The following is a 24,566-nucleotide window of genomic DNA, read 5'->3' as shown; positions in this document are numbered from 1 at the left end:
TGCAGATCTACCTGGCACTGATTCTGATCGATCAGCCATACATGGGGCTGGAACTGTGACCGCCAACGCCAGCACCGGTTTGCTCTGGACGCTGACAGTCTATTTGGGCCGCTGGCATGAGTATCGCCCCGTACGGCCTGCCGATTCCGTTGATGGTCATGGTCGCACTGATCGTTTTTTTGCTCAGCACGCCACTATCGACTGATTAAGCCTGGGCCAGGCGTCCTACGCGTAACCAGCCAACGACCACTGCGCCAATCAGCAAAAAGCCCAGGTAGCCAAAGAGTGGATAGACCTGGCCCACCAGGTTGACAAACCCGACCAGGCTACCGACGAAAGCCAGTGCGCCAGCGGCCGCTGAGCCGACGCGGAATTTGCGAGTGCCTGCCGGCAGTAGCCGGGCCGAAAAGGAATACAAGGTACCGACGGCCGTGTTGACGATCATCAGGAAAATGATCACCGCCATCAGCAGACCGAGGACTGGCGAAACCTCCGTGGCGATGGACAGCATGGGCATTGGCAAATCCGCCACGCTGTCCAGGCGTGACAGCAATCCCAGGCTCATCACCAGCATCAGCAGCCCCAGCAACGCGCCACCGAAGATGCCACCCCAGATGGCTTGCTTCTCGGATTTCGCAGCGCCGCCCATGATCGCCAGAAACGGCACCCCGGCCACGATGTTGTAAGACACGTACAATAACGCTCCCAGCAGCCAATGGCTTGCGCCAGCGTCTTGCTGGCTGGCCAGTTGATTGAGTTCACCGAAACTCAAACCCCGGGTGGCGACGCCATACAGGGCCACCGCTACCGCCGTCAGGATCAACAGCGGAGTGACGGCGCCAATCATGCCAATCACTTTCTGTACATCCAGGCACACGATGGCGACCACGATCAGGGTCACCGCCACGCTGCCGAACATGGCGGGAATGCCGAACTGTTGTTCCAGCAAGGCGCCGCCGCCGGCCAACATGACCACGGTCACCGCAAACATGAAGAAGGTGATCATCAGGTCGACAAAGGTGCCCAGGTAGCGTCCGCACAGTGCATGGACTACGTCCTTGTGGGACTTTGCCTGCAGTCGGCTACCCATGCCCGCCAATGCCATCCCGAGAAAGGTGAAGAGCGCGGCGCTGACCACCGCCCCGAGCAGTCCCCATACGCCGAAATCCACGAACATCATCTGCAGTTCCCGACCGGAAGCGAATCCTGCACCGACAATCACACCGACAAATGCACCGGCTATTTTCAGACTTTCTTTCATGACGATTTCCCTCAAATTGTTTTTGTTATGGCTTATGGGGACGACCACTGTTCATGGCCGTCCCGGGGCATCGCACTGGCAAACGGCAGGGGTGGATCAGCGGGCGCCGACCCAGGCCTGGACTTCGATTTCCACGTCGACCCCCAGCGCCAACTGGGCGCCGCCGACCGTGGAACGCACCGGGAAACCATTCTCGAAGTGGCGCTTGTACACCTCGTTGAAACCGGCGAAATGTTGCATGTCCGTCAGCCACACTGTGGCCTTCACCACCTGATCAAAACCCACCCCGCATTCGGCCAGGGTCTCGCCGATGCGGGCCATGGCGGCCTCGGTTTGCTCGCGGATATCACCGAGCACCACCTCGCCCGCAGGGGTCATCGGTACTTGCCCTGAGAGGAACAAAAAATCGCCGACCCGAATGGCTTTGGAGAACGGATAGGGCAGGTGGCTGGGGTAACGCTGGAGATTGTCAGACATGGTATGGAACCTCATCGGGATGAATGATTAACGCAGGCGGCCAGGTGCCAGGCGTTGTGGCTCGACGCCCTGGCGGCGCAGTGTTTCGGGTAGGGGTTGATCGAGCAATTGGGCACAGGCCAATTGCGATACGCCGGCCGCGGACTGAATGCCATAACCGCCCTGTGCCGCCAGCCAGAAGAAGCCTTCGCAGTGATCGTCCCAGCCGACCACCAGATCACCGTCAGCGACGAACGAGCGCAGGCCGGCCCAGCTGTGGCGTGGGCGGCGGATGGTCAAGGAGGTGGCGGCTTCGATGTGGTAGATCCCGGTGGCGATGTCCAGCTCTTCGGGCATCACGTCCTGTGGCGGGACGGGATCGGCGTTGGCCGGCGAGCCCAGCAGTTGGCCGGCGTCCGGTTTGAAGTAAAAACTTTCGTCGATGCCGATTACCGCAGGCCAGCGTGAGAAGTCCATGCCCTCAGGGCCGTCGAAGGTAAAGGCGGTGCGTCGGCAGGGCTGCATCCCAATGGGCTTCACACCGCACTGCTGCGCCACCTGGTCGGCCCAGGCACCCGCGGCGTTCACCAGATTGCGTGCGCGCAACTGGCGGCCGTCGGCCAGTGTCAGGTGCCAGTGTCGACCTTCGCGGGTGGCGACGCTCAGTTGGGCGTCGCACTGCAGCACGCCACCGGCTCGGCGCATGGCCCGCAAAAAACCTTGGTGCAGCGCGTGGACGTCCAGGTCACGGGCGTCGGTTTCGAGCATCGCCCCGACAATCGCCTCTGGGCGCAGGCACGGCACTAACGCGAGGGCGTGCTCGGTATCAATCAATGAAACATTGCCAGCCTGTGCCCGGCCGACTTCGAAGGTTTGTTTCAGCAGGGATTGCTGCCCCTCGCCTGCGACATACAGACAGCCGCGAGGTTCCAGCAGCGCATGCTCGGTGAAGTCAGTTGGCGGTTGCTCATAGAAGTCCCGGCTGGCTCGGGTCAATGCCTGGATCTGCGGTGTGCCATAGCTTTCCATGAACATCGCGGCGGAGCGTCCGGTGGCGTGATAACCCGGCTGGCTCTCACGCTCGAGCACCACAACGCTGGCTTGCCCGGCCAAGCGATAGGCGAGGGAGGCCCCCGCAATACCACCGCCGATGATGGCGAAATCGAAACATACGCTGTCGTGCATACCGAAGTACCTCCTGTCTCTGGGGATGGGAAAGAAATGTTCTTCCCTTTATTTTTATAATTCTCAGATAAGAGAAATGTAAGATATGAGAATTCCCCGGTCAACCCATTACCTTGAGGTATTATTCCAGCCCCTGCCTTGGCTCAGTTCCGGGCACCGTTTTTTGTACGATAGAGAGTCTGCATGAGTTCCGATCGAGTCTCGTGTCCCACGGACCATCCCTTGATAGATCGCGCCCAGGTCGGTGCCCGCCTGCGTGTCATCCGCAAAAACCAGAAGTTGACGCTTAAGCAGCTGTCCGAGCGTTCAGGCGTGGCGCTGTCGACCTTGTCGAAAATGGAGCTGGCGCAAGTGTCGGTGAGTTACGAAAAACTAGCGGCCGCAGCTCGGGCCCTGAGTGTGGACATTGCCCAGCTTTTCAGTCCGGCCAAGGCGGGCGTCAGTGCTGTACAGCCCACGGTGGTCAGCACCGCCATCGACAGTGCGGCGGGTTACAGCACGGGCAATTACGAATATCACCCGATGGCGGGGGATTTCCCCGGACGCAGCATGACGCCCATGTACGCGCGGATCTGTGCGCGCGAACTGAATCAGTTCGAAGACTACATCCGTCACCCCGGACAAGAGTTCGCCGTCGTCCTTTCAGGTCGTGTGCGCATTCAATTCGAAACGGGTGAATCAATCAGCATCGGCTGTCGCGAAACAGCCTATTTCAACAGCTCGATTGGTCATATTTATCTGGCTGAAGGCGAGGATGGCGCCGATGCTGAAGTGATGGTGGTGATGTCGGAATACTGACGCTGAGGGGGCTGTCAGATCCAGGTCGTACTCACATTCCAGCTCGAGATAGGGCCTGCCATATTCCAAGGATGCCAGGAACTCCATTGCGCTCGTGCGGTGTGCTCAAGACCGAACGGGCGCAGGATGTGGCGCCGAAAGCCTGCCCCGTTTAAAGACACCAGCCGCTGCGACCTTGAGTAACCGATGAAATCTCGGGCATTCTGCGTGGCTAGGGGCTGGACATGCGGCCGCATGCCGCAATCCCCGACTCATCGCCTGTAGTTGCTTGACGGTCGCATCAATCTCATCCGCCTTGGCCAAAAGCACGTCTCTATCAACAACTGCCTTACCATTCGGGGAAAGCATGGCATGTATCTCGTCCAGCGAGAGACCGCCAGCCTGTCCGAGTGCGATAACAGCCAACTGCTCAACCACGGCAGACGCAAACTGGCGGCGAGCCCCGCGCGGGCTGACTGACGCGATCAAGCCTTTCTTCTCGTAGAAACGCAATGTGTGGGCAGGAATTCCCGTGCGTTTGACGACCTCAGTGATATCCATTTTCAGCCCATTGACTTGAAGTTGACTTCAACTTCTATCATGCATCGGCAAGATTAATTGGTCCATGAACAAGAGGTAGGTATGGCATCGCTGGAAGTGGTTGCACAGGTTTTTCTGTTGGGGGTTGGCGCTACCGTCGTCATGGATTTGTGGATGTTCCTCATGAAGGCCTTTGGCGTTCCAACGCTGAATTTCGCTTTCGTCGGGCGCTGGGTAGGTCATGTATGCCAAGGCAAATTCGCTCATGCCAGCATTGGACAAGCGATGCCGGTGCGAGGTGAAGTGGTCCTGGGCTGGGTGGCGCACTACGCCACGGGTGTTGCTTTCGCGGTGTTACTGGCGTGCATTCAAGGAGTCGCCTGGCTGCAGGAACCAACTTTCCTGCCAGCAATCGCTTTGGGCGTGGCAACAGTGGCAGTCCCGCTTTTTGTTATACAGCCCGCCATGGGGGCAGGATTTGTATCCTCCAAGACGCCGACGCCGGCCAAGAACTGCATGCGCAGTTCAATAAATCATGCCGTCTTTGGTGTTGGCCTCTACCTGTCCGCGGTGGTGATTGCCTTGGCTTCGAAGTGAGCAGGGTTTGAGTCTTGCTTGTCATGCAACCGACTGGCAGTAAATCCGCCAACACTTGAGTAAGTGACAGTATGTACATTCCTACCCAATGGTCCCAAACATTCAGTGGGGCGCCTATTGAACGACAAACTATCGGAGAGTCAGGAGCCGAGGTTTCTCGCATCCGCTGCATCAATGGGGAACACCTGTTCGTGAAGTCCGAGCCCATTGGCGCACACAGTGAGCTGCCGCAAGAGATTGAGCGTCTTCGTTGGATGAACCGGCTTGACCTGCCTGGGCCAACAGTTCTTGATGCTACGACAGAAAATAATCGCCATTGGTTACTCATGAGTGCCGTCCCTGGACATGATCTGGCCAGTGCCAACGATTTGTCTCCACCCCAAGTCATCAGCATCCTGGCGGCGGCACTACGTACTCTGCACCAGATGCCAATTGATACATGTCCCTTTGATCACCCCTTGGAGCAGCGCATAGCCGCCGCCAGGAGTCGAGTGAGTGCCGGGCTCGTTGACGAGGCAGACTTTGACGATGAGCGGCTGGGTCGGACCGCTGAGGGTGTTTTCGCAGAGATGCTGTCGACGCTCCCTGAAACCTATGATCTTGCGGTCACCCACGGCGATGCCTGCCTACCGAATTTCATGGTCGAAGGAAGCAGCTTTACCGGCTACATCGACTGCGGCCGGCTAGGCATCAGTGACATCTATCAAGATCTTGCACTGGCTGTCCGAAGCATAGAGCGCAACCTTGGACAGGCATGGGTAGCGCCATTTTTTCGCGCCTATGGTGTAGAGCCAGATCAGCAACGTATAGCGTTTTACTGTTTGCTAGACGAGTTCTACTGATGAGCTGACTTCTCCTTGTCGGATGCTGAGCCCGATCAAGGCATCATAGAGCTCTTGCTGCCCAGCTGGCAGAAAAGGGAGCAGCGTCGCGCGGCGTTTGTCGACATCGAACCAGGACTCGACCAGCCATCCCACAAGATAGAGCGCCGCAAGGCATCCGCCAGCGGTTGCAACGTTCCCCTGCCGTACCAGCGGCTGGTCCATGGGCTCCAGTCCCAGACCAAGCCTGCGTCGGTGGACAAACTGGCGGATGTCTTCATCGACGGTCAGTGACGCCGCTGGCGCTCACTGGTATTCATCATGCCGGCGCCACCAGGGCCCCGTTTCATTGCGCCCCTTGGGCGCGCGGTCGAGCCATTGGTACATGCCCCACAATCCGTCCAGGCCCCGGGCGTAGGTGGAGTAGGTGTGATAGATCTCGCCGTCTTCCAACACGAACGTACTCAACCCCGGCCGGTCGCGGGTGTAGGTCGGCGCATCGGTGCCACAGGTCGCGGCGAACTGTTTCACCGGTTCCGGTATTTCACTGGCGTCCATGGCATGGCCGCCGCGCTGATAGTTGTACTCGACCAGCCCTTCACGCTGCTGCGCTTCGGTGAAGTAAACGTTGAAGTCGGCGGTGAAATCGCTGTCGGCGGCCGAGGCCCAGGGAAAGGTCCAGCCCATCCGACGTTTGTAGGCCCGCAGTTTCGCCAACGGCGCGCGGGATATCGCCATCAGGGTCACGTCGTGGTTCGCCAGGTGGATGACGACGGGGTCGAAACTGTCGGCGATGGCTGAGCAGGACGGGCAACCGGCCGTGTAGTCGGGCCCGAACATGAAGTGGTAGACCAGCAGCTGCGAGCGCCCTTGAAAGAGCTCGGCCAGGGTTGCGCTGCCGTTGTCGGTATCGAAGCGATACGCCTTGTCGACACGAACCCATGGCAATGCCTGGCGTTGCCTGGCGACTTCATCGCTGCGTCGGGTCAGGGCCTTTTCCGCTTCGAGCAGTTGCAAGCGTGCTGCCAGCCATTGTTCCCGGGTCGCGGTATTGTGCGTGTTCATCGTTGTACGCTCCTGGTGAAAGGTCGTGATTTAGACTAAACCCGGGTATCGAATGAGGGGAGTGACAAGCGTGGCGGGATTTCGATGGACTCGATGATCATGGCAGCTGCCCATGCGCTGGCCGCAGGGAACCCGTTGGGCGCGCTGGACCGCGTGGCCTTGCGCGACGATGCGCCGGCGCTGGCCCTGCGCGGTATCGCCATGGCGCAACTGGGCGATCTGGTGCGGGCCAGGGCGCTGGTCAAGCGTGCGCAACGGGCCTTTGCGCCCAGGGAAGTGCTGGCCCGTGCCCGATGTGTGGTGGCCGAGGCCGAAATCGCTCTGGCTTCGCGGGAACTCGGCTGGCCGGTCAAGGCGCTCGAAACGGCGCGGGTCACCCTTGAACACCACGGTGACCGGGTCAATGCCGCCCATGCGCGGTATCTGCAAATCCGCCGGTTGCTGCTGATCGGTCAGCTCGACGAGGCGCAGCAGTTATTGGCCGAACTCGACCCCGACCCATTGCCGCCAGCCTTGCGGGCAACCCATGAACTGGTGCTGGCGGGGATCGCCATTCGCCGCCTGCAATCGCACGCGGCGCGGGAGGCGTTGAACAGGGCCGGGCAAGCTGCCAGTCAAGCGGGGATTGCCGCGCTGACGGCTGAGGTCGAACACGCTGCGCGCCTGCTCGATGCCCCGGCGGCGCGCCTGATTGCGCGGGGTGAAGTACGGCCGCTGTTGCTCGATGACGTTGAAGCGTTGTTCTGTTCAACGTCACTGGTGGTGGATGCCTGCCGGTACGTTGTGCACGGCTGTGGCATGTCGGTGTCGCTCGCTACAAGGCCGATCCTGTTCGTACTCGCCCGCACATTGGCCGAGGCGTGGCCCGCCGACGTTACGCGGGAAACGCTGATCGCCCGGGCGTTCCGCTTGAAACTCTCGGATGAATCCCATCGCGCACGGCTTCGCGTGGAAATCGGCAGGCTGCGTCAAGCACTCAAGCCCTTGGCCGGCATCACCGCGACGGCTCGCGGTTTTGCCCTGCAATCACCGGTGTGTACACAGGTGGTGACACTGGCGCCGCCGGTCGAGGAAAAATTTGCCGCGGTATTTGCCTGCCTCGCCGATGGCGAGTCGTGGTCGAGCTCCGCCCTGGCATTGGCGCTGGGTACCAGCCAGCGCACGGTACAGCGGACACTCGAGACACTGGCGGAGGAGGGCAAGGTGCAATGGTTTGGCCGTGGCCGCGCGCGGCGCTGGATGACGCCGCCCGTGCCGGGATTCACGACGACCTTGTTACTCCCGGCGCCGCTGCCCGGTGGCTAGGATGAACGCCACCAACCCCAATGAGGAATGCCGGAATGAAACACGCAACTGCTGAAATCATTCGTGAATATGGCCCGTTTGCCGATGTCGACCATGTGTGCGGCGTCACTTGGGACGGCGAAAAGGTCTGGTTCGCATGCAACAATAAAATCAACGCCCTGGACCCGGAAAGTGGCAAGGTGCTGGGCTCGATCGATGTCGCTGCCCATGCCGGCACCGCGTTTGATGGAGTACACCTGTTCCAGATCGCCGAAGACCGCATCCACAAGATAGACCCCCGCACCGGTCGTATCCTCTCGACCATTCCTGCCCCCGGCGCAGGCACCGATTCGGGGCTGACCTGGGCCGAAGGGACGTTGTGGGTGGGCCAGTATCGCGAACGCAAGATCCACCAGATCGACCCCGAGACCGGCAAGATCCTGCGCACCATCGAATCCAACCGTTTCGTCACCGGCGTGACCTGGGTGGACGGCGCGCTGTGGCACGGCACGTGGGAAGGCGATGAAAGCGAGCTGCGCCGGATCGATCCGCAATCGGGCGAAGTGCTGCAAAGCCTGACAATGCCCGAAGGCGTGGGCGTGTCGGGGCTTGAGTCCGATGGTGGCGAGCGGTTGTTCTGCGGTGGCGGCGATAGCGGCAAGGTGAGGGTGGTGCGCCGGCCTGCCTGAGGCACCGATGTTGGATGTGCCGGCCCCTTCGCTGTGTAGGAGCGAGCTTGCTCGCGAAGGGGCCGTTAGCTTCAACATCAATGCTGACTGATACTCCGCTTTCGTCGGAACGCCGCCCGGAGCAAGCTCGCTCCTACACAGCGAAGGCGGCGTGTCAGGCGCCATCAATGTTGGATGCGCAGCCCCTTTCGAACCGCGCTGCGGGCTTAGTTTTTTTCCGTCCAGCCATGTTTTCTGCTGGTCGAAATCGGTCTAAAAGCCTGGTTGGCAATCGTGTCTGTTTTGCTATCCTCAACCTTGTAGGTGAAGACGCAGACTGATGCGCAAAAGGATAGCAAGGAGACGTGGGGCGCGTTCCGAAGGGTACACGGTTAGAAAGATCCCCGCGCTGGGATCCAGCCCTTATGCCGTGTGAAGCAGAAGAGTTCCATTACAGTTTCACGGCTCTTTTGTGGGAGGCCTGATAAACCTTGTAAGCCGGAGACCAGCGCCGGCCACCTACTTATTACATTCACCCACGAAGCCCGCCCAGTGCGGGCTTTTTAATGCCCGCAAGGTGGGTCCGGTCAGCGGCTCAGGGCGCGCCAAACAGCATCGTCCAGTAAACACCGTTGTCGCTGCGCGCGTTGGCGGCGTACGCGGCACCGACCTGGGTGAACATCGGGTTCATCAGGTTGGCGCAGTGCCCGGGGCTGGCGAGCCAGCCGGCCATGGCCTTGCTGGGTGAACCTTGCCCGGCGGCGATGTTTTCACCGATCTGCCGGCCACGGTAGCCGGCGGCCTTTGCACGGTCATAGGGCATGTCACCGTCGGGATCTTGATGCGCGAAATAATTGCCGTAGGCCATGTCCTTGCTGTGGCCTTGTGCTGCGGAGCCCAGGGCAGCACTCCAGGACAGCGGCCGTGCGGCGGCAAAACGCTGGCGACCGCAAAGTCGCGGCTTGGCCCGGGCCGCGTTGACCTGCGCCAGCAACGCCTGTGCGGCGCTGCGTGGATCGCTGGTTTGCCCGTCGAGTACCGGCTTGGCGAGTACCACTTGCCACTCGCTCCCGGCGCGGCTGACACCGATGTCGGCGTATTGGTTGTCGAGCAGCGCGGCGCAGTGCTCGTCCTGGAACATATCGAAGGCTTCTTCGGCATCCCGTGCACCCACCACGCGGATGGACCGCACCATGGTTGCCTGATAGCCGGAAGCCTTTAACCGGTCCCGCAACCCACCACCATAGCCAACGGGCAGGGCCAGGTTCGACTTGAGCTTCAGGGGTGATAAGCGTTGCGTCGGCCGCCGGTCGCAGCGTTGCGGATGGGCGCGATAGTCGTTGATGGCGTCTACCAGTTGCCGTTGCCCATCGGCGTGGGCGGGGCTTGCAAAAACCGGAAGCAGGGAAAACAGGCACAGCGAAGAAAAGCGCAAGGCAACGACAGTTTGGCGCATGGGACGGGCAACTCGGATGAGATGACGACGATAGGAGTGGGGGGAAAGCGCTGGGTATGACTGGTGACTCGACATAAGGTTCACGGCGGACAAACAGCTGCCTGTCGTCCAGCCGAGGCGTCCGACGAAGGGTAAGGCGTGGTGCTCCGTTTAAACGGGATCCTGGTCCTCGCTCGGTCGCAGCCTGAAACGACAGACATGCCCGCCGCGCACCATGCATTCGCTGTGTTCGACTTCACCGCCGCCCAGTGCGCCGATCAAGGCCAGGTCCAGTTCGCAGACCACCGGGTGGGCGGCGGCCAGGCGATGGAACACGCAGTTATGCGCGACGATTTCCGGGGTGCCTCCTGAGCGAAAAAACACCTCGGCTTCGTAGCCCGTCTGGTTCATGTGCTGCACGATCCTGGCTTCATCCACGACCTGTTGTTCCAGGTCCGAAGCCAGTTTTCGGCCCATGCTGCGCATCAGCGAGGCCAGGGCTTCAGGACCGATGATGCCCGCCACTTCATCAATCAATATGCTGGCCAGTAGCTGATAGTGGCGAGGGAACTGCTCCCGCGCGTGGTCGGTGAGCCGATACAGCTGCTCCGGACGCCGGCCCGTCGGACGGGTGTCGCCGCGCAGCACCAGAGCGTCACGCTCCAGCGCCGCCAGGTGTTGGCGGATCGCCGTGCGCGTGACGGCCAGGTGTTCAGCCAACTCGTCAATGCTCATGCCGCCCGCATGGTGCAGCAGTGCATTGAGCAGGTCCTGCTGTGTTCGGCCCAGTCCTTCCAGCATGGGATGCCCTCGCGCGATATCAGAACTTGTCAGGGAATTGCTTGACCAGCGCGGCGGTCAGCGCGTCGGCCAGGGCCAGGATGTGCGTGCGCATCATCGCCCAGGTACGGGCTTCGCCGGCGTAATCGTGGGCGGCAAACTCATCGATCTGGGCGACGTGGTGACCGCCATGGGCCGACAACATCGTCACCAGTGTCGCCTCAGGCAGATTGGGGTTCGCCGTAGCCAGAAACGCCGCAATCGCCTTGGCATTGCTGGTCAACTCGGTGACGGCAGCCTGCTTGCCCTTGGCGTCTTTGGCGACGGTGGCATCGCTGTAGTGTTTCACCGCGCCCCAGTGACCGGCAAGCAGCTTGAGCAGTTGATCCGCCGCCGGTTGGCCGTAGAGCGGGGCGATGCTGTTGGCGATTTTGGTCGCGTTGTCGACGACTTGGTCCGCCGCGACTTTGGCTTGCTTTTTGTCGGCGGATTGATTGGCCAGCGCGTAGTTTCTGATCCAGAAAATGTGTTCGACCCAAAGGTCACGCTCGGCCAGGCGCGTGGTCAGCGCGGGGCTGTCGGCAGCGGCAGGTGAGGCGGCGGGCGTCTGACTCCAGACCGGTTGCGCACAGAAAGCCAGCAGGAGCAAAGCCAGGGTTTTGATATTCATGACGGCACCCTCTGAGAGTGGGAACGTTCGACAATATCAATATAGGCATAAAAATATGTTTTTATTGAGTGCTGGTGAATTCTCGGATGAACGGCCACCGGCAGCGGCGCAGTTGAGGGGGCTCTAAGGGGGAAGTGGCGAGGGAGCAAGCTCCCTCGCCACAGGTCACAGGTATGTTCTACCTTGCTTGCTACAACCCATCCCCCAGCCTCTTGAGGTACTCAGGGCTGTCGCTGATCGAGTTATGTCCTGTCCCCGGTATCACCTGCAATGACGCCACACCGCGGGTGAAATGACTTAACAGACGCTCGGTACTTGAGCGCGGAATCACTTCATCATGCTCGGCGGCAATCAGACGAGTCGGCACCGTGATGCGGGCGGCGTAGCGCCAGGACTGGTATTTATCCTTCAACAACCAGCGCACCGGAAACCAGCGAAATTGACGGGCAGCCAGCCCTTCGAGGCTGTTATAGGGCGTGATCAACACCAGTCGCGCGGCCGGGCGTTCGCTGGCCAGGYGCACGGCAACCCCGGAACCCAGGCTGCGTCCGACCACCGCCACATGCGGATGGCTGACATACACCTGGTCGAACAAGGTGATGGCATCGCGGGCAATGGCCTCTTCGGAAGGTGAGCCGGAACTGCCGCCGTAGCCACGGTAATGCAGCAGATACAGCGCGTAGTCAGGGAAGGCTTGGGAGAACCCGGGCAGGTTGCGCGAGACGTCTTCGGCATTGCCGCCGAAATAGATCAGCGCGTTGGGACCCTCGTGCGGTCGGATGGAGACCAGCACCTGTGCGTCGGCGACGGGCAGGGTGAGCAGCGTCGAGGCGGTCCCGATGGCGCGCGGTTGCGGGTAGTAAATCAGCGCCCGCTGGAACACGAACAGCGCCGCGCACAGCGCCAGGTACAACGCAGCGACGATGACGACGAGTAACAACAGGGTGCGCAACATTCGACTAACGTTAGTGGGCGGCATTGACTGCTCGGGGTTTGAAAGTGGCTGGCGCAAGGCTTTCTGAGTGTAGTCAATCGACCCTTGGCGCGGGTTTTCCGGGTTGTCGGCGCAACAGCCCGGACCCCGGCGACTGGTGAGAAGCGTTTTATGAGCCATCCTGAGGGTTACACCCGTAGAGAAGTACTCACGCTGGCTGCCGGTGCTTCGGCGGTCTTCACGTTCGGTCCGGCGGGTGCACAACCCGAGCCGTCGACGGGAACAGGAGGCAAGACCATGCAGACCCGCGCCATTCCTTCCAGCAACGAGTCCTTGCCGATCGTAGGGTTGGGCACTTATCGCGGATTCGATGTCGAGCCTGCGCAACCGGCCTACAAAGACTTGCCCGCGGTGCTCGATGCGTTGTTCGACAAGGGTGGCAAGCTGATCGACAGCTCGCCGATGTACGGTCGCGCCGAACAGACCATCGGCGAACTGCTGTCGATCCATGAGCCGTGCTCACCGGCGTTCCTGGCCACCAAGGTGTGGACCCGGGGCCGCGAAGAAGGCATCGCGCAGATGGAACAATCCTTCGCCCTGTTGCAAACCGACCGGATCGATCTGATGCAGATCCACAACCTGCTGGACTGGCAGACGCACTTGCCGACCCTGCGCCACTGGAAGGAACAAGGGCGTATTCGTTACATCGGCATCACCCATTACACCGCATCAGCCTATGAAGAAGTGGAAGCGGTACTCAAGGCCGAGCCACTGGACTTTTTGCAGATCAACTACGCCCTGGATGATCGCGCAGTCGAGAAACGCCTGCTGCCGTTGTGCCGTGAGCGTGGGGTAGCGGTGATCTGCAACCGGCCGTTCGGCGGTGGCGGCTTGCTGGCCAGGCTGAGGGATAAGCCGCTGCCAGGCTGGGCGGCGCAAGTCGGGGTCAAGAGCTGGCCGCAACTGGCGCTGAAGTTCCTGCTGTCGCATTCGGCGGTGACCTGCGTGATTCCGGGCACCGGCAATCCGCGCTACATGGCGGAAAATGCCCGGGCCGGTTTCGGCCCGATGCTGACCGATGCCCAGCGCCAGCAGCTGATTGCGCTGGTGGGCTAGCGACTCACCCAACGCAGGCCGGCGAGTCCCGGAACCTCTCCTATACTGTTTCGCGTCCATGCCGTTGAAAGCGCATTCGCTGCCCTGACGGCGTCCCTGTCCATCACTGCAAGGAGATCGAACATGGCTATCCGTATTGGCGACGAAGCACCGGACTTCACCGCCGACACCACCGAAGGCACCCTCAACTTTCACCAATGGATCGGCGATGGGTGGGCCATCCTGTTTTCCCATCCCAAGGATTTCACCCCGGTGTGCACCACCGAACTGGGTTACCTGGCCAAACTCAAGCCCGAGTTCGACAAGCGCAACACCAAGGTCGTCGGGCTAAGCGTCGACCCGGTCAGTGACCATAACCGTTGGGTCGGTGACATCGCCGAGACTCAGGGCACGGCGATCAACTATCCGCTGATCGGCGACGAAAACCTGGTGGTGGCCAAGCTCTACGACATGATCCATCCCAATGCCAGCGGCGGCGCGCGCACGGCAGTGGACAACGCCACGGTGCGTTCGGTGTTCATCGTCGGCCCGGACAAGAAGGTCAAGGCCATGCTGATCTACCCGATGAGCGCCGGGCGCAACTTCGATGAAGTGCTGCGCCTGCTCGATTCCCTGCAACTGAATGCCAAACACACCGTTGCCACGCCAGTGAACTGGCGGCCGGGTGACGATGTGATCATCCCGACCTTGGTGTCTGACGAAGACGCGAAGAAGAAATACCCGGATGGCTTCAAGACCTTGAAGCCGTATCTGCGGACCGTGGCTCAGCCGAAGTAGTCACCAGCAGTGAGATCGCCATCGCCAGCAGGCTCGCTCCCACAGGGAACTTCAGTGAACACAAAATTTGTGTTCGACAGAACCCCAATGTAGGAGCGAGCCTGCTCGCGATGGGGCCGGTCCTGCTGGCCCAGGACTTTAATCAAACCAGATACTTGCGAAACCACCCCAACGTCCGCTCCCACGCCAGCTTCGCCGCCGCCTCGTCATAACGCGGCGTCGAATCATTGTGAAAGCCATGATTGCAGCCCGGATAAATATAGGCCTCATAGGTCTTGCCCCCGGCCTTCAACGCTTTCTCATAGGCCGGCCAGCCTTCGTTGATCCGCGTATCCAGTTCGCCGTAGTGCAGCATCACCGGTGCCTTGATCCGTGGCACTTCCTCGGTCGTTGGCTGACGGCCATAAAACGACACGGCGGCACCCAGTTCCGGATAGGCCACGGCAGCGGCATTGGTCACGCCACCGCCGTAGCAGAACCCGGTGATACCGACTTTTCCAGTGGCGGCGGGGTGTTTCATCATCCACTCGACGGCGGCGAAAAAGTCGTTCATCAGCTTTTCCGGGTCGACCGTGGCCTGAAGTTCGCGGCCCTTGTCGTCATTGCCGGGATAACCGCCGACCGAACTCAGGCCGTCCGGGGCGAGGGCGATGAAACCGGCCTTGGCCAGACGTCGGGCCACGTCTTCGATGTACGGGTTGAGCCCGCGGTTTTCGTGCACGACCACCACCGCCGGCACCTTGCCGGTGGCCTTGGCCGGACGCACCAGGTAACCGCGAACCTGGCCGTGGCCCTTGGGCGAGGGGTAGGTGATGTATTCGGCAAGAATGTCCGGATCGGTGAACTCGACCTGCTCGGCCAGTGCGTAGTTGGGGCTCAACGCGGCGAGCAGGGCACCAGCCGTCAAACCGCCGAAAGTAAACAGCGCCGCACGGTCGAGAAACTCCCGGCGGTTGATCTTGCCGTGGGCGTAGTAGTCGTAGAGTTCCAGCAGTTCAGGGGCGAAGTCTTTGGCAGTTAGACGGTTCATTGCTGCAACTCCTCTCGGCTGGTTCAACATGACCCCTGTAGGAGCGGGCTTGCCCGCGAAAGCGGTGTGTCTGGCACAAAAGTATCGGATGTGCCGCCGTCTTCGCGGGCAAGCCCGCTCCTACAGGGATCTGGGGTCATGCCACAATCTCATTTCAGGCACTGCGCCCCGGCCTTGGCCACTTGCGCATCCTGCCCGGGCTTGACCCCCGATACCCCGACAGCACCAATCACCTGCCCATCGAAAACGATCGGCACGCCACCCTCAAGCGAGGTCAGCAACGGTGCTGACAGGAAAGCGTAGCGCCCGGCGTTGACCATGTCCTCATAGCTTTTCGTTTCACGCCGCCCGAGGGCTGAGGTCCGGGCCTTTTCGGTGGCGATATACGCGCTGCTCGGCGCACAGCCGTCGAGGCGCTCGAGGGCCAGCGGGTGGCCGCCGTCATCGACTACCACGATGGTCACGGCCCATTGATTGGCCTGTGCTTCGGCGCGGGCGGCTTTGATGATCTGCTGGACTTCGGTCTGGCTCAGCACGGCTTTGCGGTTCATGGACATCTCCAGGGTTTAGTAAAGGCAGGGCGTCTTCGACCAGTTCGATCCAGTGCCGCACCGGGGTTCGGCCCGCGCCGTCGAGGTGCGTCTGGCAGCCGATGTTGGCCGTGACAATCACCTCGGGATGGCCGCTTTCCAGGGCGTTGAGTTTGTTGTCGCGCAGTTGTCGCGACAGTTCGGGCTGAGTCAGCGAATAGGTGCCCGCCGAGCCGCAGCACAGGTGCCCGTCGGGGACTGACGTCAGGTTGAAACCGAGTTCGGTCAGCAGTGCTTCCACGGCACCGCCGAGTTTCTGTCCATGCTGCAAGGTGCAGGGGCAATGGAAGGCCACGCGTTGGGAGGCGTGGATGCCAAGTTTTCCCAGCGGCTCGTCGCGCAACACTTCCACCAGATCCCGGGCCAGCACGCTGACCTTTTTTGCCTTGTCGGCATAGGCCGGGTCGCTGGCGAGCAGATGGCCGTAATCCTTGATAAAGGCGCCGCAACCGCTGGCAGTCTGCACAATCGCTTCGGCGCCTTTTTCGATGCCCGGCCACCACGCGTCGATGTTGCGCCGGGCGCGATCGAGGCCGGCGGCCTGGGCGTCCAGATGGTAATCCACGGCGCCGCAGCAACCGGCCTCGCGGGTCGCGATGACGCTGATCCCCAACCGGTCCAGCACCCGCGCCGCCGCGGCATTGGTGTTGGGTGACAGGCTGGGCTGCACGCAACCTTCGAGCATCAGCACCTGACGCTCACGCAGGGTCATGGGCCGCGGCTTGGCCGGGTAGACAGTTCGCGGCAACTTGCTTTGCAGGGTGCCGGGCAGCAACGCGCGGAACACCTGACCGCTATTGACCAGGCTTTTAAACAAGTCCGGATGCGGCACGGTCTGCCGCAACCCCTCGCGCAACAGGCGCTGACCGAGCGGGCGCGGCACCGCCGCATCGACCACCGCTCGACCGATGTCCAGCAGGTTGTGGTAGTCGACGCCCGACGGGCAGGTGGTTTCGCAGTTGCGGCACGACAGGCAGCGATCCAGGTGCTGCTGGGTCTTTTGCGTGACGTCGTTGCCTTCCAGCACTTGCTTGATCAGGTAGATACGGCCCCGCGGCCCGTCCAGTTCATCGCCGAGCAATTGATAGGTCGGGCACGTGGCATTGCAGAAGCCGCAGTGCACGCAGGTGCGCAGGATGCTTTCGGCTTCTGCGGCGCGGGGCAGATGGCTGGCGCTTTCACTCAAGGTCGTCTGCATGGTTCAAAGCTCCGCGTACAGGCGTCCGGGGTTGAAGATGCCCCGTGGATCGAGTTGTTGTTTCAGGTTGCGGTGATAACGCATCAGCGCTGGCGGCAGCGGATGGAACGGGGTGTCGGTCAGGCCGTGGCTGAAGCAAGTGGCATGGCCGCCGACCTCGTCGACCACCTGGCGGATGAACGCCGCGTCGGCATCGGATTTCAGCCAGCGCTGGGCGCCCCCCCAGTCGATCAACTGGCGACCCGGCAGCGACAGGCAAGGCGTGTTGTGCGGCAGGGACAGGCGCCAAAGCGGCTGGTCTTCATCGAAGAAACCCAAGCGCTGTTCGTTGAGATCGTCCCACCAGGAAGAGTCCAACTGCTCACCACCGAGGCGCTCATGGGCCGCCGCCACCGAACCTTCACCGCCCTCAAACCGAAGGTGCAGGCGTTCGCCGTCGTGGCAGGCGGCGCTGATCGGCAGCGGCTGCTGGCCCCATTCCGCCAGGCGCAGCAACGCCCGTTCGGCGTCGATTTCCAGGCTGATGCTCAAGGCTTGCCGGGGTTTTGGCAGCACTTTGAGGGAAACTTCGGTGATCAGCCCGAGGCAGCCATAACTGCCGGCCATCAGGCGTGACAGGTCGTAGCCGGCGACGTTTTTCATCACTTCGCCACCGAAGCGCAACAGCTTGCCTTGCCCTGTGATCACCCGCGTGCCAAGAATGAAGTCCCGCACCGAACCGACCCACGGGCGTCGTGGCCCGGACAGCCCGCAGGCGATCATGCCGCCGACGGTGGCGCCGTCGCCAAAGGCCGGCGGTTCGCAGGGCAGCATCTGTTGCGCGGCGTCCAGCACCTGCGTCAGTTGCGACAACGGCGTGCCGCAACGGGCGGTGATCACCAGTTCAGTCGGGTCGTAACTGACGATGCCCCGGTGCGAGCGGGTGTCGAGAATTTCCCCGGCCGTGGTGCGGCCGAGAAAGGCTTTGCTATTGGAACCCTGGATGCGCAACGGCGTGGCGTTTTCCAGCGCCTGATTGACCTGTTCCAGCAGTGACTGGCTGTCATCGAAATCTTCAGGGCTGCGCATCAGAAACGCTCCAGCTCAGGGAAGGGCAATTGACCGCCATGTATGTGCATGGCACCGAATTCGGCGCAGCGGTGCAGGGTCGGAATATTCTTGCCGGGGTTGAGCAGGCCGCTGGGGTCGAAGGCGGCCTTGATGGCATGGAACAGGGTCAGTTCATCGCTGTTGAACTGCGCGCACATCTGGTTGATTTTCTCGCGGCCCACACCGTGTTCACCGGTGATGCTGCCGCCGACTTTCACGCACAACTCCAGAATCCTGCCGCCCAGGGCTTCGGCTCGATCGAGTTCACCGGGTTGATTGGCGTCGAACAGAATCAACGGATGCATGTTGCCGTCGCCGGCATGGAACACGTTGGCCACCCGCAGGCCGTATTCGTTCGAGAGTTCGGCGATGGCGTGCAGTACGCCGGGCAGTTCTCGACGGGGGATGGTGCCGTCCATGCAGTAGTAGTCCGGGGAGAGGCGGCCCACCGCCGGGAAGGCATTCTTGCGCCCGGCCCAGAAACGCACGCGCTCGGCTTCGTCTTTCGCCTGCCGCAACTCGATGGCGCCGGCCTGTTGCAGCACCTGGCGCACCCGCTCGCAGTCATCGCAGACATCGGCTTCAACGCCATCGAGTTCGCACAGCAGAATGGCCTGGGCGTCCACCGGATAACCGGCGTGGATGAAGTCCTCGGCGGCGCGGATGGCCAGGTTGTCCATCATTTCCAGGCCACCGGGGATGATGCCGGCGGCGATGATGTCGCCGACTGCGCGCCCGGCTTTTTCCACGGAATCGAACGCAGCCAGCAGCACTTTGGCGGTCTGCGGTTTGGGCAGCAGTTTGACCGTGACTTCGGTGATCACCCCGAGCAGGCCTTCGGAGCCAGTGAACAGCGCCAGCAGGTCGAAACCGGGAGAGTCGAGGGCATTGGAGCCCAGGCTCAAATGCTCGCCATCGACGGTAAGGATGTCGACCTTGAGCACGTTGTGCACCGTCAGGCCGTACTTCAGGCAATGCACGCCACCGGCATTTTCCGCGACGTTACCGCCGATGGAGCAAGCGATCTGCGAGGACGGATCCGGCGCGTAATACAGGCCGAACGGTGCCGCCGCCTGGGAAATCGCCAGATTGCGCACACCGGGCTGAACCCGTGCGGTACGGGCGGCGGGGTCGATGCTCAGGATGTTGTTGAAGCGCACCATCACCAGCAGCACGCCTTTCTCCAGGGGCAGCGCCCCGCCGGACAAACCGGTGCCCGCGCCACGGGCCACCACGGGGACGTGCAGCTCATGGCAGACGCGCAGCACCCCTTGCACTTCGTCGATATATCGGGGCAACACCACCAGCATCGGCGTGGTGCGATAGGCCGACAGTCCGTCGCATTCGTAGGGCCTGAGTTCCTCCTGCTGATGCAGGATTTCCAGATTCGGCAACCGGGTTTTCAGGGCGTGCAACAGCGCCTGTCTGTCGACGTCGGGCAAGGCGCCGTCAACGCGCTCATCGTAGAGAATGTTCATGGGATCACGATTCTCGCTGGAGGCCACCGACCTTCATCATTGGCCTGATACAGCCGACTGTCCATGGGGTATTTGTCAGCCTGAAGGAGGATTTCATTCAATAAATCCGCGCGGAAAATGCCAACGCCCGGGCGATGGAGCCCGGGCGTTGCAAGCGTGGTGAGCAGGGTGCGCAGACTCAATGTCCGCCCACCACCATATGGCTGAACGGCGCGACGTAGGCCTGCAACGACACCAGCCCGCCAACCAGGATCGCCAGCACAATCGAGTGGAAGAACACGTAGCGCAGGATTTCTCCTTCATGGCCGTACCAGCGGGTGGCCGTGGAGGCAACCACGATCGACTGGGCGTCGACCATCTTGCCCATGACCCCGCCGGAACTGTTGGCGGCGGCCATCAACACCGGGCTGATGCCCAACTGCTCGGACGTCACCCGTTGCAAGCCGCCGAACAGTACGTTGGACGCCGTGTCCGAACCGGTCAACGCCACGCCGAGCCAGCCGAGCAAGGTACCGAACATCGGATAGAAGATGCCCGTCGCGGCGAAGGCCAGGCCCATGGTCGCATCCAGGCCCGAGTAGCGCGTGAGGAAGCCCAGGGCGAGCATCGCCGCAATGGTGATCAGCGAGTAACGCACCACCCACAGGGTGCGCAGGTACTGGCGAATCAGTTGCGGGATCGAGTAACCCATCAGCAGACCGCCGACAATCGCCGCCAGCAGAATGCCGCTGCCGGTGGCGGTGAACCAGGTGAACTTGTAGACCGCCTCTTCGGTTTTCGGCGCAGGCACCACGGGCGGGACTTTTTCGACCTGCAAGTGCAGGGTGGTGAAGGTCACGACCGGAGCGAACACCGGGTTGGCCTCGCGCAGCGGTTTGCCCTGAGGATCGAGCTTGGCGGCACTGGTTTGCGGGTCAATCGCCGGACGGGTGTCGAAGGTGTTTTTGAAGCCTTGCGTACCCCAGATGAACACGAAGATCGTCAGGATGATCCACGGCATCCACGGCATCCACGCGCGCATCACCGCCGGCTTCGCCTCGTTGGCGAAGGTTGCAGTGGGTACGGGTTTCTCGTCGTGCTCGGCGTCGATCTTCGAATTGTCGACCCGGCCGGACAGGGCGGCGGACGTGTGCACGGTGGCCGGTTTCCACACCCTGAGGAAGCCGGTCAGGCAGGCCATGGAAATCAGTGCGGCGATCACGTCCACCAGCATCGGCCCGTGATAGTTGGACACCAGGAACTGCGGCACGGCAAAACTGACCCCGGCCACCAGGATCGCCGGCCAGATTTCCAGCATCTTGCGCCAGCCGGCAAAGGCCCAGATCAGCCAGAACGGCACCAGCACCGAGAAGAATGGCAACTGCCGGCCGACCATCATCGACAGTTCCATTTCGTCCAGTCCGGTAACCTTGGCCAGGGTGATGATCGGCGTGCCGAGGGCGCCGAACGCCACGGGGGCAGTGTTGGCGATCAGCGCCAGCCCCGAAGCGGCAAGCGGCGAAAAGCCCAGCCCGATCAGAATCGCCCCGGTCACCGCCACCGGCGTACCGAAACCGGCCGCGCCTTCGAAAAACGCACCGAAGCAGAAAGCGATCAGGAGCAATTGCAGGCGTCGGTCATCGGTGATGCGCGCCAGGGAGTCTTGCAACACTTTGAACGAACCGTTCTCGGTGGTCAGGCGGTGCAGGAAGATGATATTCAACACGATCCAGCCAATCGGCAGCAGACCGTTGGCTGCACCGAACAGCGCCGCGGAACCTGCCATGTTCGCCGGCATGCCGAAGGCGAAGATCGCGATAAGCAGGGCCGAGGTCAGGGCGAGCAACGCCGCCAGGTGCGCCTTGACATGGAAAAACGCGAGGGACGCCAGCATCACCACCACTGGCACAGCCGCCATGAGCGTTGAAAGCACCGGGTTACCGAACGGATCGTAGACTTGCTGCCAGACCATGTTCCACCTCTGCTTTTTATTGTTGGACGTGCAGACCCCTTGTGGGGGAGGTGGTTTTCAGTATAGGTGGCATTGCGCCGCTGTCAGGGCAGGCCCTCCGGTCCAGCGGGTCGGCGCAGTTCCGGGGGCTGAGCTAGCATGGCCAGTAGGGTTTGAATTCAGTCAGGGGAGCAATGCAGTCATGACCGAGCGCCATATGGAACACAAGGAAACGCTATCGAACGGATGCAACATCAAGGTCAAGGCCGAGATATTGAAGGACGGTTCGTTGGGCATGTTCATCGGTGTCTATCGGCCGGACGGCTCGGCCATCGATGAAAACCACGACCCACGGCCGCACATGCTGGACATGGAAGCGGCGATGGATTGGGGGATCGATATTGCCAAGGGGATTGGCAATAGCCAGCGAACGTTGTGAGCCCAGGCGACCGGCGGTCGCTGTCAGAACCCGAACGAACGGGTCGAGCCTTTTACCAGCTCGATATCCAGCAGATGCTCGACCAGCACGTCATTCAAAAAACGGAACTGATCATTGAGCCCGACCACTTCGTTGCTGAAGTGATGATCGGCTGCCGGGATCAGCAATGCCTCGAACTTCTCGTCGAACAGCAGAGTCAACTCTTTACGCGACTCGAATTTCTGCGCGTAGAAATTGTTGCCGAACACCGGAAAACGCACGGCGAGGGTAACGGTGTGAATCATGATGTTTGCTCCTCACTCAGGACGTACCAGGAAAATACGCCCAAAGTGAACGCCGTCAGGGCCAGGCAGGTCAGCAGATGGATCAGCATGATGTTCCCCTCCGATTCGGGGTTTCGTGTTGGCTTGAGATCGATCCTACGCTGACGGCCATCAAGCGGAAGGCAATCGCGGCGATGGTGATTATCGATGCAAGTGATGGCGGTTTTTTCGCTGTTGATGCGGGCCCTTTCGCGGGCTCCGGGACATCGCCACCTATACTTAAACCGAAAGTTTTGCGTGTCGGGCATTTCGCCCGGTGCCAACTTCAGGAAGCCGCCATCTTGAACCTGCGTTCGCTGATCATTGCCGTGCTGGTGGTGTTGGCGGGGTGTGCCACATCTGTGCGCGCGCCGGTGGAAGTGGCACCGGTCATCGTTCCTGCCAGCACCTGGCAACAAGTGGACCGGGAGATCGTCATCGCGTCGCAGGCGGCCACCGAGCAGAGCAAAATCTACGCCCGCGGCGCCATGGATTACTGGCGCACACGGGTCTATGAAATGACCGAACAGAATTTCATTCCGTGGTTCAGCAGTTACTGGACCCAGGAATGGCTGTCGATGAAGGTCAGCTGGTACACCATCAGCGCCAAGGGTGAGCAGGACGCCGTGGAAAAACGCCTGGCGGCGTACCTGCTCGAAGCCTATCAGGATAAGGTCCTGGCCCCGGTGGCCGTGGAAATCGATCCCGATGCGATTCTCGGCCTGGCAGCGGCGTTCTATGTCGACATCCTCAAGGAAGAGCTGCAGAAAATCTCCAACCGCCACGGCGTGCCGATGGCCCAGCTCAACGGGCGCATCCAGAAAGTCCCGGCCATCGCCCTTGGGCCTCCGCCGACGAGGGACGCCTCGTTGTACCAGGTCGTGCACACCGAACCGCTGAACTCCTTGCCGGCCTTCGCCGCGCTGATCGACAAAGTCCATAAGGCCGGTGGCGACAAGGGGGTGGGCTCGACCGATACCGCGATGGCGCCGGTGGCCAGGCGCGCCAGCCGGCGGATGGAAGCCGAGATGGCCCCGCGCGGGGCCGCCAGCGCCGTGGCCGCAGCGACCGGGAAACTGGCCGGTGGCTTGATCACGCTAGGGGTGGCTGGCATTCGCGCATTCATCCAGGCCTTTGACCGGCCCGATAGCGAGGCGCTGATTCGCCGTAGCCTGGGCAATACCTTCGACAAGGCCTGGACCAAACTGGTGCAGAGCCCGACCAGCGGCGTCATGGCCGCCACGCTTTACATGGCGGCGCAGATCGAAGGCAGCCTGGCGGAACGCACTGCACCGCCGGTCGGTTTGAGCACAGGCACTGTCGATCGGACGCCAGCGCAATCGACTACCCAGCAGCACACCCCATGACCCCAGGAGAAAAACGCATGTCTTACGTCGATGGTTTTATCGCTGCCGTACCCACCGCCAACCGTGAGCAATACATCAAACACGCCGAAATCGCCGCCTCGATCTTCAAGGAAAACGGTGCCTTGAGCGTGGTCGAATGCTGGGGCGAAGACGTGCCGCAAGGCAAGGTCACCTCGTTCCCGATGGCGGTGAAACTCAAAGACGGCGAAACCGTGGCTTTTGGCTGGATCATCTGGCCGGACAAGGCCACCCGTAATGCCGGGATGGACAAGATGATGCAGGACCCGCGCATGCAGCCAAACGTCAATCCGATGCCGTTTGACGGTCAGCGCTTGGTGTATGGCGGGTTTGAAGTGCTCCTCAAAGTCTGACGCCGGCCATGGGATCACTCCGGCGTCGGGGTGATCCTGCAACTCTTGCGCTGCTGGATTTCTTCGTCCGTCGGCCGCTCGCGGATGAACTCGAAGCGCGGCTCGCCTTCGCTGTAATGCACCAGCCAGCCCCATTCCAGCTTGAGTTCATCCTGGCCGGGCTCGGGCGGTCTGGCCCACCATGGTTCCTTGCTGATGATCTGTCGCATGGCCCCCTCCGGTTTTTCGGGATGCTAGGGGGCGTTCTCAATTAGTTTTCCCGTCGCGTTGTTGCCTTAAAGCGGGCCAGGCAAGGCGCAGGCCGCTGGGAATGGTTGTTCCCTTTCCAAGGCCTGCAACGCAGCCTGGCCCGCTTTAAGGCACAACCCGAAGGGCCGGGCCTGCTGTTGTGCAGGGCTGCGTTGCT

26 protein-coding genes and 2 pseudogenes are annotated in these 24,566 nt (G+C 61.5%); 10 read left to right on the top strand and 18 right to left on the bottom strand.

Translation table 11 applies throughout. The annotated features are described in order from the left end of the window. Nucleotides 1–205 precede the first annotated feature (205 nt). The 3 genes from AC1DWG_RS25425 to AC1DWG_RS25415 all read right to left on the bottom strand — a co-directional run bounded on the left by AC1DWG_RS25425 (nucleotide 206) and on the right by AC1DWG_RS25415 (nucleotide 2,902). Nucleotides 206–1,261, bottom strand: coding sequence for a YkvI family membrane protein (locus tag AC1DWG_RS25425; RefSeq protein WP_477788489.1), 1,056 nt, complete (start codon nucleotides 1,259–1,261; stop codon nucleotides 206–208). 96 nt (nucleotides 1,262–1,357) lie between these two features. Next, on the bottom strand, nucleotides 1,358–1,738 hold the full coding sequence (locus tag AC1DWG_RS25420) for a RidA family protein (RefSeq protein ID WP_477762278.1): 381 nt from the start codon (nucleotides 1,736–1,738) through the stop codon (nucleotides 1,358–1,360). 27 nt (nucleotides 1,739–1,765) lie between these two features. Then, nucleotides 1,766–2,902, bottom strand: coding sequence for an NAD(P)/FAD-dependent oxidoreductase (locus AC1DWG_RS25415; protein WP_477762277.1), 1,137 nt, complete (start codon nucleotides 2,900–2,902; stop codon nucleotides 1,766–1,768). A gap of 183 nt (nucleotides 2,903–3,085) precedes the next feature. Here AC1DWG_RS25415 and AC1DWG_RS25410 point away from each other — a divergent pair, with 183 nt between their 5' ends. Further along, a complete protein-coding gene (locus tag AC1DWG_RS25410; protein WP_477762276.1) occupies nucleotides 3,086–3,700 on the top strand; it encodes a helix-turn-helix domain-containing protein in 615 nt (204 codons plus the stop codon). A 105-nt stretch (nucleotides 3,701–3,805) separates the two neighbouring features. On the opposite strand, the gene AC1DWG_RS25405 is transcribed toward AC1DWG_RS25410, so the two are convergent. Then, nucleotides 3,806–4,240, bottom strand: coding sequence for a helix-turn-helix domain-containing protein (locus AC1DWG_RS25405; protein ID WP_477762275.1), 435 nt, complete (start codon nucleotides 4,238–4,240; stop codon nucleotides 3,806–3,808). Between the two features lie 81 nt (nucleotides 4,241–4,321). Here AC1DWG_RS25405 and AC1DWG_RS25400 point away from each other — a divergent pair, with 81 nt between their 5' ends. Further along, the gene (locus tag AC1DWG_RS25400) at nucleotides 4,322–4,816 is read left to right on the top strand and encodes a DUF2938 domain-containing protein (RefSeq protein ID WP_477788488.1); all 495 of its coding nucleotides are present in this window, start codon (nucleotides 4,322–4,324) and stop codon (nucleotides 4,814–4,816) included. Nucleotides 4,817–4,887: 71 nt separating this feature from the next. Then, nucleotides 4,888–5,658, top strand: a complete 771-nt coding sequence (locus tag AC1DWG_RS25395) for an APH(3')-II family aminoglycoside O-phosphotransferase (protein WP_477762273.1) — start codon at nucleotides 4,888–4,890, stop codon at nucleotides 5,656–5,658. Here the strand turns inward: AC1DWG_RS25395 and AC1DWG_RS25390 are convergent. Together AC1DWG_RS25390 and AC1DWG_RS25385 are read right to left on the bottom strand one after the other, a co-directional pair. After that, a pseudogene (locus tag AC1DWG_RS25390) lies at nucleotides 5,641–5,877 on the bottom strand (DJ-1/PfpI family protein); the annotation flags it as partial. The gene AC1DWG_RS25395 and the pseudogene AC1DWG_RS25390 sit on opposite strands and share 18 nt — an antisense overlap. 66 nt (nucleotides 5,878–5,943) lie before the next feature. Further along, entirely contained in the window at nucleotides 5,944–6,702 is a 759-nt protein-coding gene (locus AC1DWG_RS25385) for a DUF899 domain-containing protein (RefSeq protein ID WP_477762272.1), read from the bottom strand. 293 nt (nucleotides 6,703–6,995) lie between these two features. Between AC1DWG_RS25385 and AC1DWG_RS25380 the strand changes: the two genes are divergently transcribed. Together AC1DWG_RS25380 and AC1DWG_RS25375 are read left to right on the top strand one after the other, a co-directional pair. After that, entirely contained in the window at nucleotides 6,996–7,085 is a 90-nt protein-coding gene (locus tag AC1DWG_RS25380) for a hypothetical protein (RefSeq protein ID WP_477762270.1), read from the top strand. 957 nt (nucleotides 7,086–8,042) lie between these two features. After that, on the top strand, nucleotides 8,043–8,675 hold the full coding sequence (locus tag AC1DWG_RS25375) for a Vgb family protein (RefSeq protein ID WP_477762269.1): 633 nt from the start codon (nucleotides 8,043–8,045) through the stop codon (nucleotides 8,673–8,675). 574 nt (nucleotides 8,676–9,249) lie between these two features. On the opposite strand, the gene AC1DWG_RS25370 is transcribed toward AC1DWG_RS25375, so the two are convergent. The 4 genes from AC1DWG_RS25370 to AC1DWG_RS25355 form a co-directional block, all read right to left on the bottom strand. Next, the gene (locus AC1DWG_RS25370) at nucleotides 9,250–10,110 is read right to left on the bottom strand and encodes a CAP domain-containing protein (protein ID WP_477755653.1); all 861 of its coding nucleotides are present in this window, start codon (nucleotides 10,108–10,110) and stop codon (nucleotides 9,250–9,252) included. A 150-nt stretch (nucleotides 10,111–10,260) separates the two neighbouring features. Beyond that, on the bottom strand, nucleotides 10,261–10,890 hold the full coding sequence (locus AC1DWG_RS25365; protein WP_477755654.1) for a helix-turn-helix transcriptional regulator: 630 nt from the start codon (nucleotides 10,888–10,890) through the stop codon (nucleotides 10,261–10,263). Between the two features lie 19 nt (nucleotides 10,891–10,909). Then, entirely contained in the window at nucleotides 10,910–11,539 is a 630-nt protein-coding gene (locus AC1DWG_RS25360) for a hypothetical protein (protein WP_477759953.1), read from the bottom strand. A gap of 190 nt (nucleotides 11,540–11,729) precedes the next feature. Further along, nucleotides 11,730–12,518, bottom strand: a complete 789-nt coding sequence (locus tag AC1DWG_RS25355) for an alpha/beta hydrolase (protein WP_477788487.1) — start codon at nucleotides 12,516–12,518, stop codon at nucleotides 11,730–11,732. 126 nt (nucleotides 12,519–12,644) lie between these two features. Between AC1DWG_RS25355 and AC1DWG_RS25350 the strand changes: the two genes are divergently transcribed. Both AC1DWG_RS25350 and AC1DWG_RS25345 read left to right on the top strand, forming a co-directional pair. Further along, nucleotides 12,645–13,589 (top strand): aldo/keto reductase, encoded by a 945-nt coding sequence (locus AC1DWG_RS25350; protein ID WP_477762266.1) that lies wholly within the window; start codon nucleotides 12,645–12,647, stop codon nucleotides 13,587–13,589. A 123-nt stretch (nucleotides 13,590–13,712) separates the two neighbouring features. Beyond that, a complete protein-coding gene (locus AC1DWG_RS25345) occupies nucleotides 13,713–14,366 on the top strand; it encodes a peroxiredoxin (RefSeq protein ID WP_477788486.1) in 654 nt (217 codons plus the stop codon). A gap of 142 nt (nucleotides 14,367–14,508) precedes the next feature. On the opposite strand, the gene yghX is transcribed toward AC1DWG_RS25345, so the two are convergent. The 6 genes and pseudogenes from yghX to AC1DWG_RS25315 all read right to left on the bottom strand — a co-directional run bounded on the left by yghX (nucleotide 14,509) and on the right by AC1DWG_RS25315 (nucleotide 21,702). After that, nucleotides 14,509–15,396 (bottom strand): YghX family hydrolase, encoded by an 888-nt coding sequence (yghX, locus tag AC1DWG_RS25340; RefSeq protein ID WP_477788485.1) that lies wholly within the window; start codon nucleotides 15,394–15,396, stop codon nucleotides 14,509–14,511. Between the two features lie 149 nt (nucleotides 15,397–15,545). Then, a complete protein-coding gene (locus AC1DWG_RS25335) occupies nucleotides 15,546–15,947 on the bottom strand; it encodes a heme-binding protein (protein WP_477762263.1) in 402 nt (133 codons plus the stop codon). A gap of 22 nt (nucleotides 15,948–15,969) precedes the next feature. After that, nucleotides 15,970–17,184, bottom strand: a pseudogene (gene glcF, locus AC1DWG_RS25330) (glycolate oxidase subunit GlcF); the annotation flags it as partial. A 3-nt stretch (nucleotides 17,185–17,187) separates the two neighbouring features. Then, a complete protein-coding gene (gene glcE / locus AC1DWG_RS25325; protein ID WP_477788484.1) occupies nucleotides 17,188–18,252 on the bottom strand; it encodes a glycolate oxidase subunit GlcE in 1,065 nt (354 codons plus the stop codon). Then, nucleotides 18,252–19,751 carry a glycolate oxidase subunit GlcD gene (gene glcD / locus AC1DWG_RS25320; RefSeq protein WP_477762261.1) on the bottom strand — a complete coding sequence of 500 codons (1,500 nt, stop codon included), beginning with the start codon at nucleotides 19,749–19,751 and terminating at the stop codon, nucleotides 18,252–18,254. Before glcD ends, glcE begins: the two co-directional genes overlap by 1 nt. A gap of 178 nt (nucleotides 19,752–19,929) precedes the next feature. Next, nucleotides 19,930–21,702: an L-lactate permease gene (locus tag AC1DWG_RS25315; protein WP_477788483.1), complete on the bottom strand. Its 1,773-nt coding sequence runs from the start codon at nucleotides 21,700–21,702 to the stop codon at nucleotides 19,930–19,932. 181 nt (nucleotides 21,703–21,883) lie between these two features. Here AC1DWG_RS25315 and AC1DWG_RS25310 point away from each other — a divergent pair, with 181 nt between their 5' ends. After that, on the top strand, nucleotides 21,884–22,120 hold the full coding sequence (locus AC1DWG_RS25310; RefSeq protein ID WP_090456183.1) for a hypothetical protein: 237 nt from the start codon (nucleotides 21,884–21,886) through the stop codon (nucleotides 22,118–22,120). Nucleotides 22,121–22,143: 23 nt separating this feature from the next. Here AC1DWG_RS25310 and AC1DWG_RS25305 read toward each other — a convergent pair whose 3' ends face one another. After that, nucleotides 22,144–22,404, bottom strand: a complete 261-nt coding sequence (locus tag AC1DWG_RS25305) for a hypothetical protein (protein WP_477788482.1) — start codon at nucleotides 22,402–22,404, stop codon at nucleotides 22,144–22,146. Nucleotides 22,405–22,724: 320 nt separating this feature from the next. Between AC1DWG_RS25305 and AC1DWG_RS25300 the strand changes: the two genes are divergently transcribed. Continuing rightward, nucleotides 22,725–23,789, top strand: a complete 1,065-nt coding sequence (locus AC1DWG_RS25300) for a hypothetical protein (RefSeq protein WP_477788481.1) — start codon at nucleotides 22,725–22,727, stop codon at nucleotides 23,787–23,789. 17 nt (nucleotides 23,790–23,806) lie between these two features. Next, nucleotides 23,807–24,160 carry a DUF1428 domain-containing protein gene (locus AC1DWG_RS25295; protein ID WP_477755866.1) on the top strand — a complete coding sequence of 118 codons (354 nt, stop codon included), beginning with the start codon at nucleotides 23,807–23,809 and terminating at the stop codon, nucleotides 24,158–24,160. Nucleotides 24,161–24,174: 14 nt separating this feature from the next. On the opposite strand, the gene AC1DWG_RS25290 is transcribed toward AC1DWG_RS25295, so the two are convergent. Then, nucleotides 24,175–24,369, bottom strand: a complete 195-nt coding sequence (locus AC1DWG_RS25290) for a hypothetical protein (RefSeq protein ID WP_477788480.1) — start codon at nucleotides 24,367–24,369, stop codon at nucleotides 24,175–24,177. Nucleotides 24,370–24,566 lie beyond the last annotated feature (197 nt).

The organism is Pseudomonas sp. P4_B3 (genome assembly GCF_056402295.1).
This window is presented reverse-complemented; position numbering and strand designations above follow the sequence as displayed.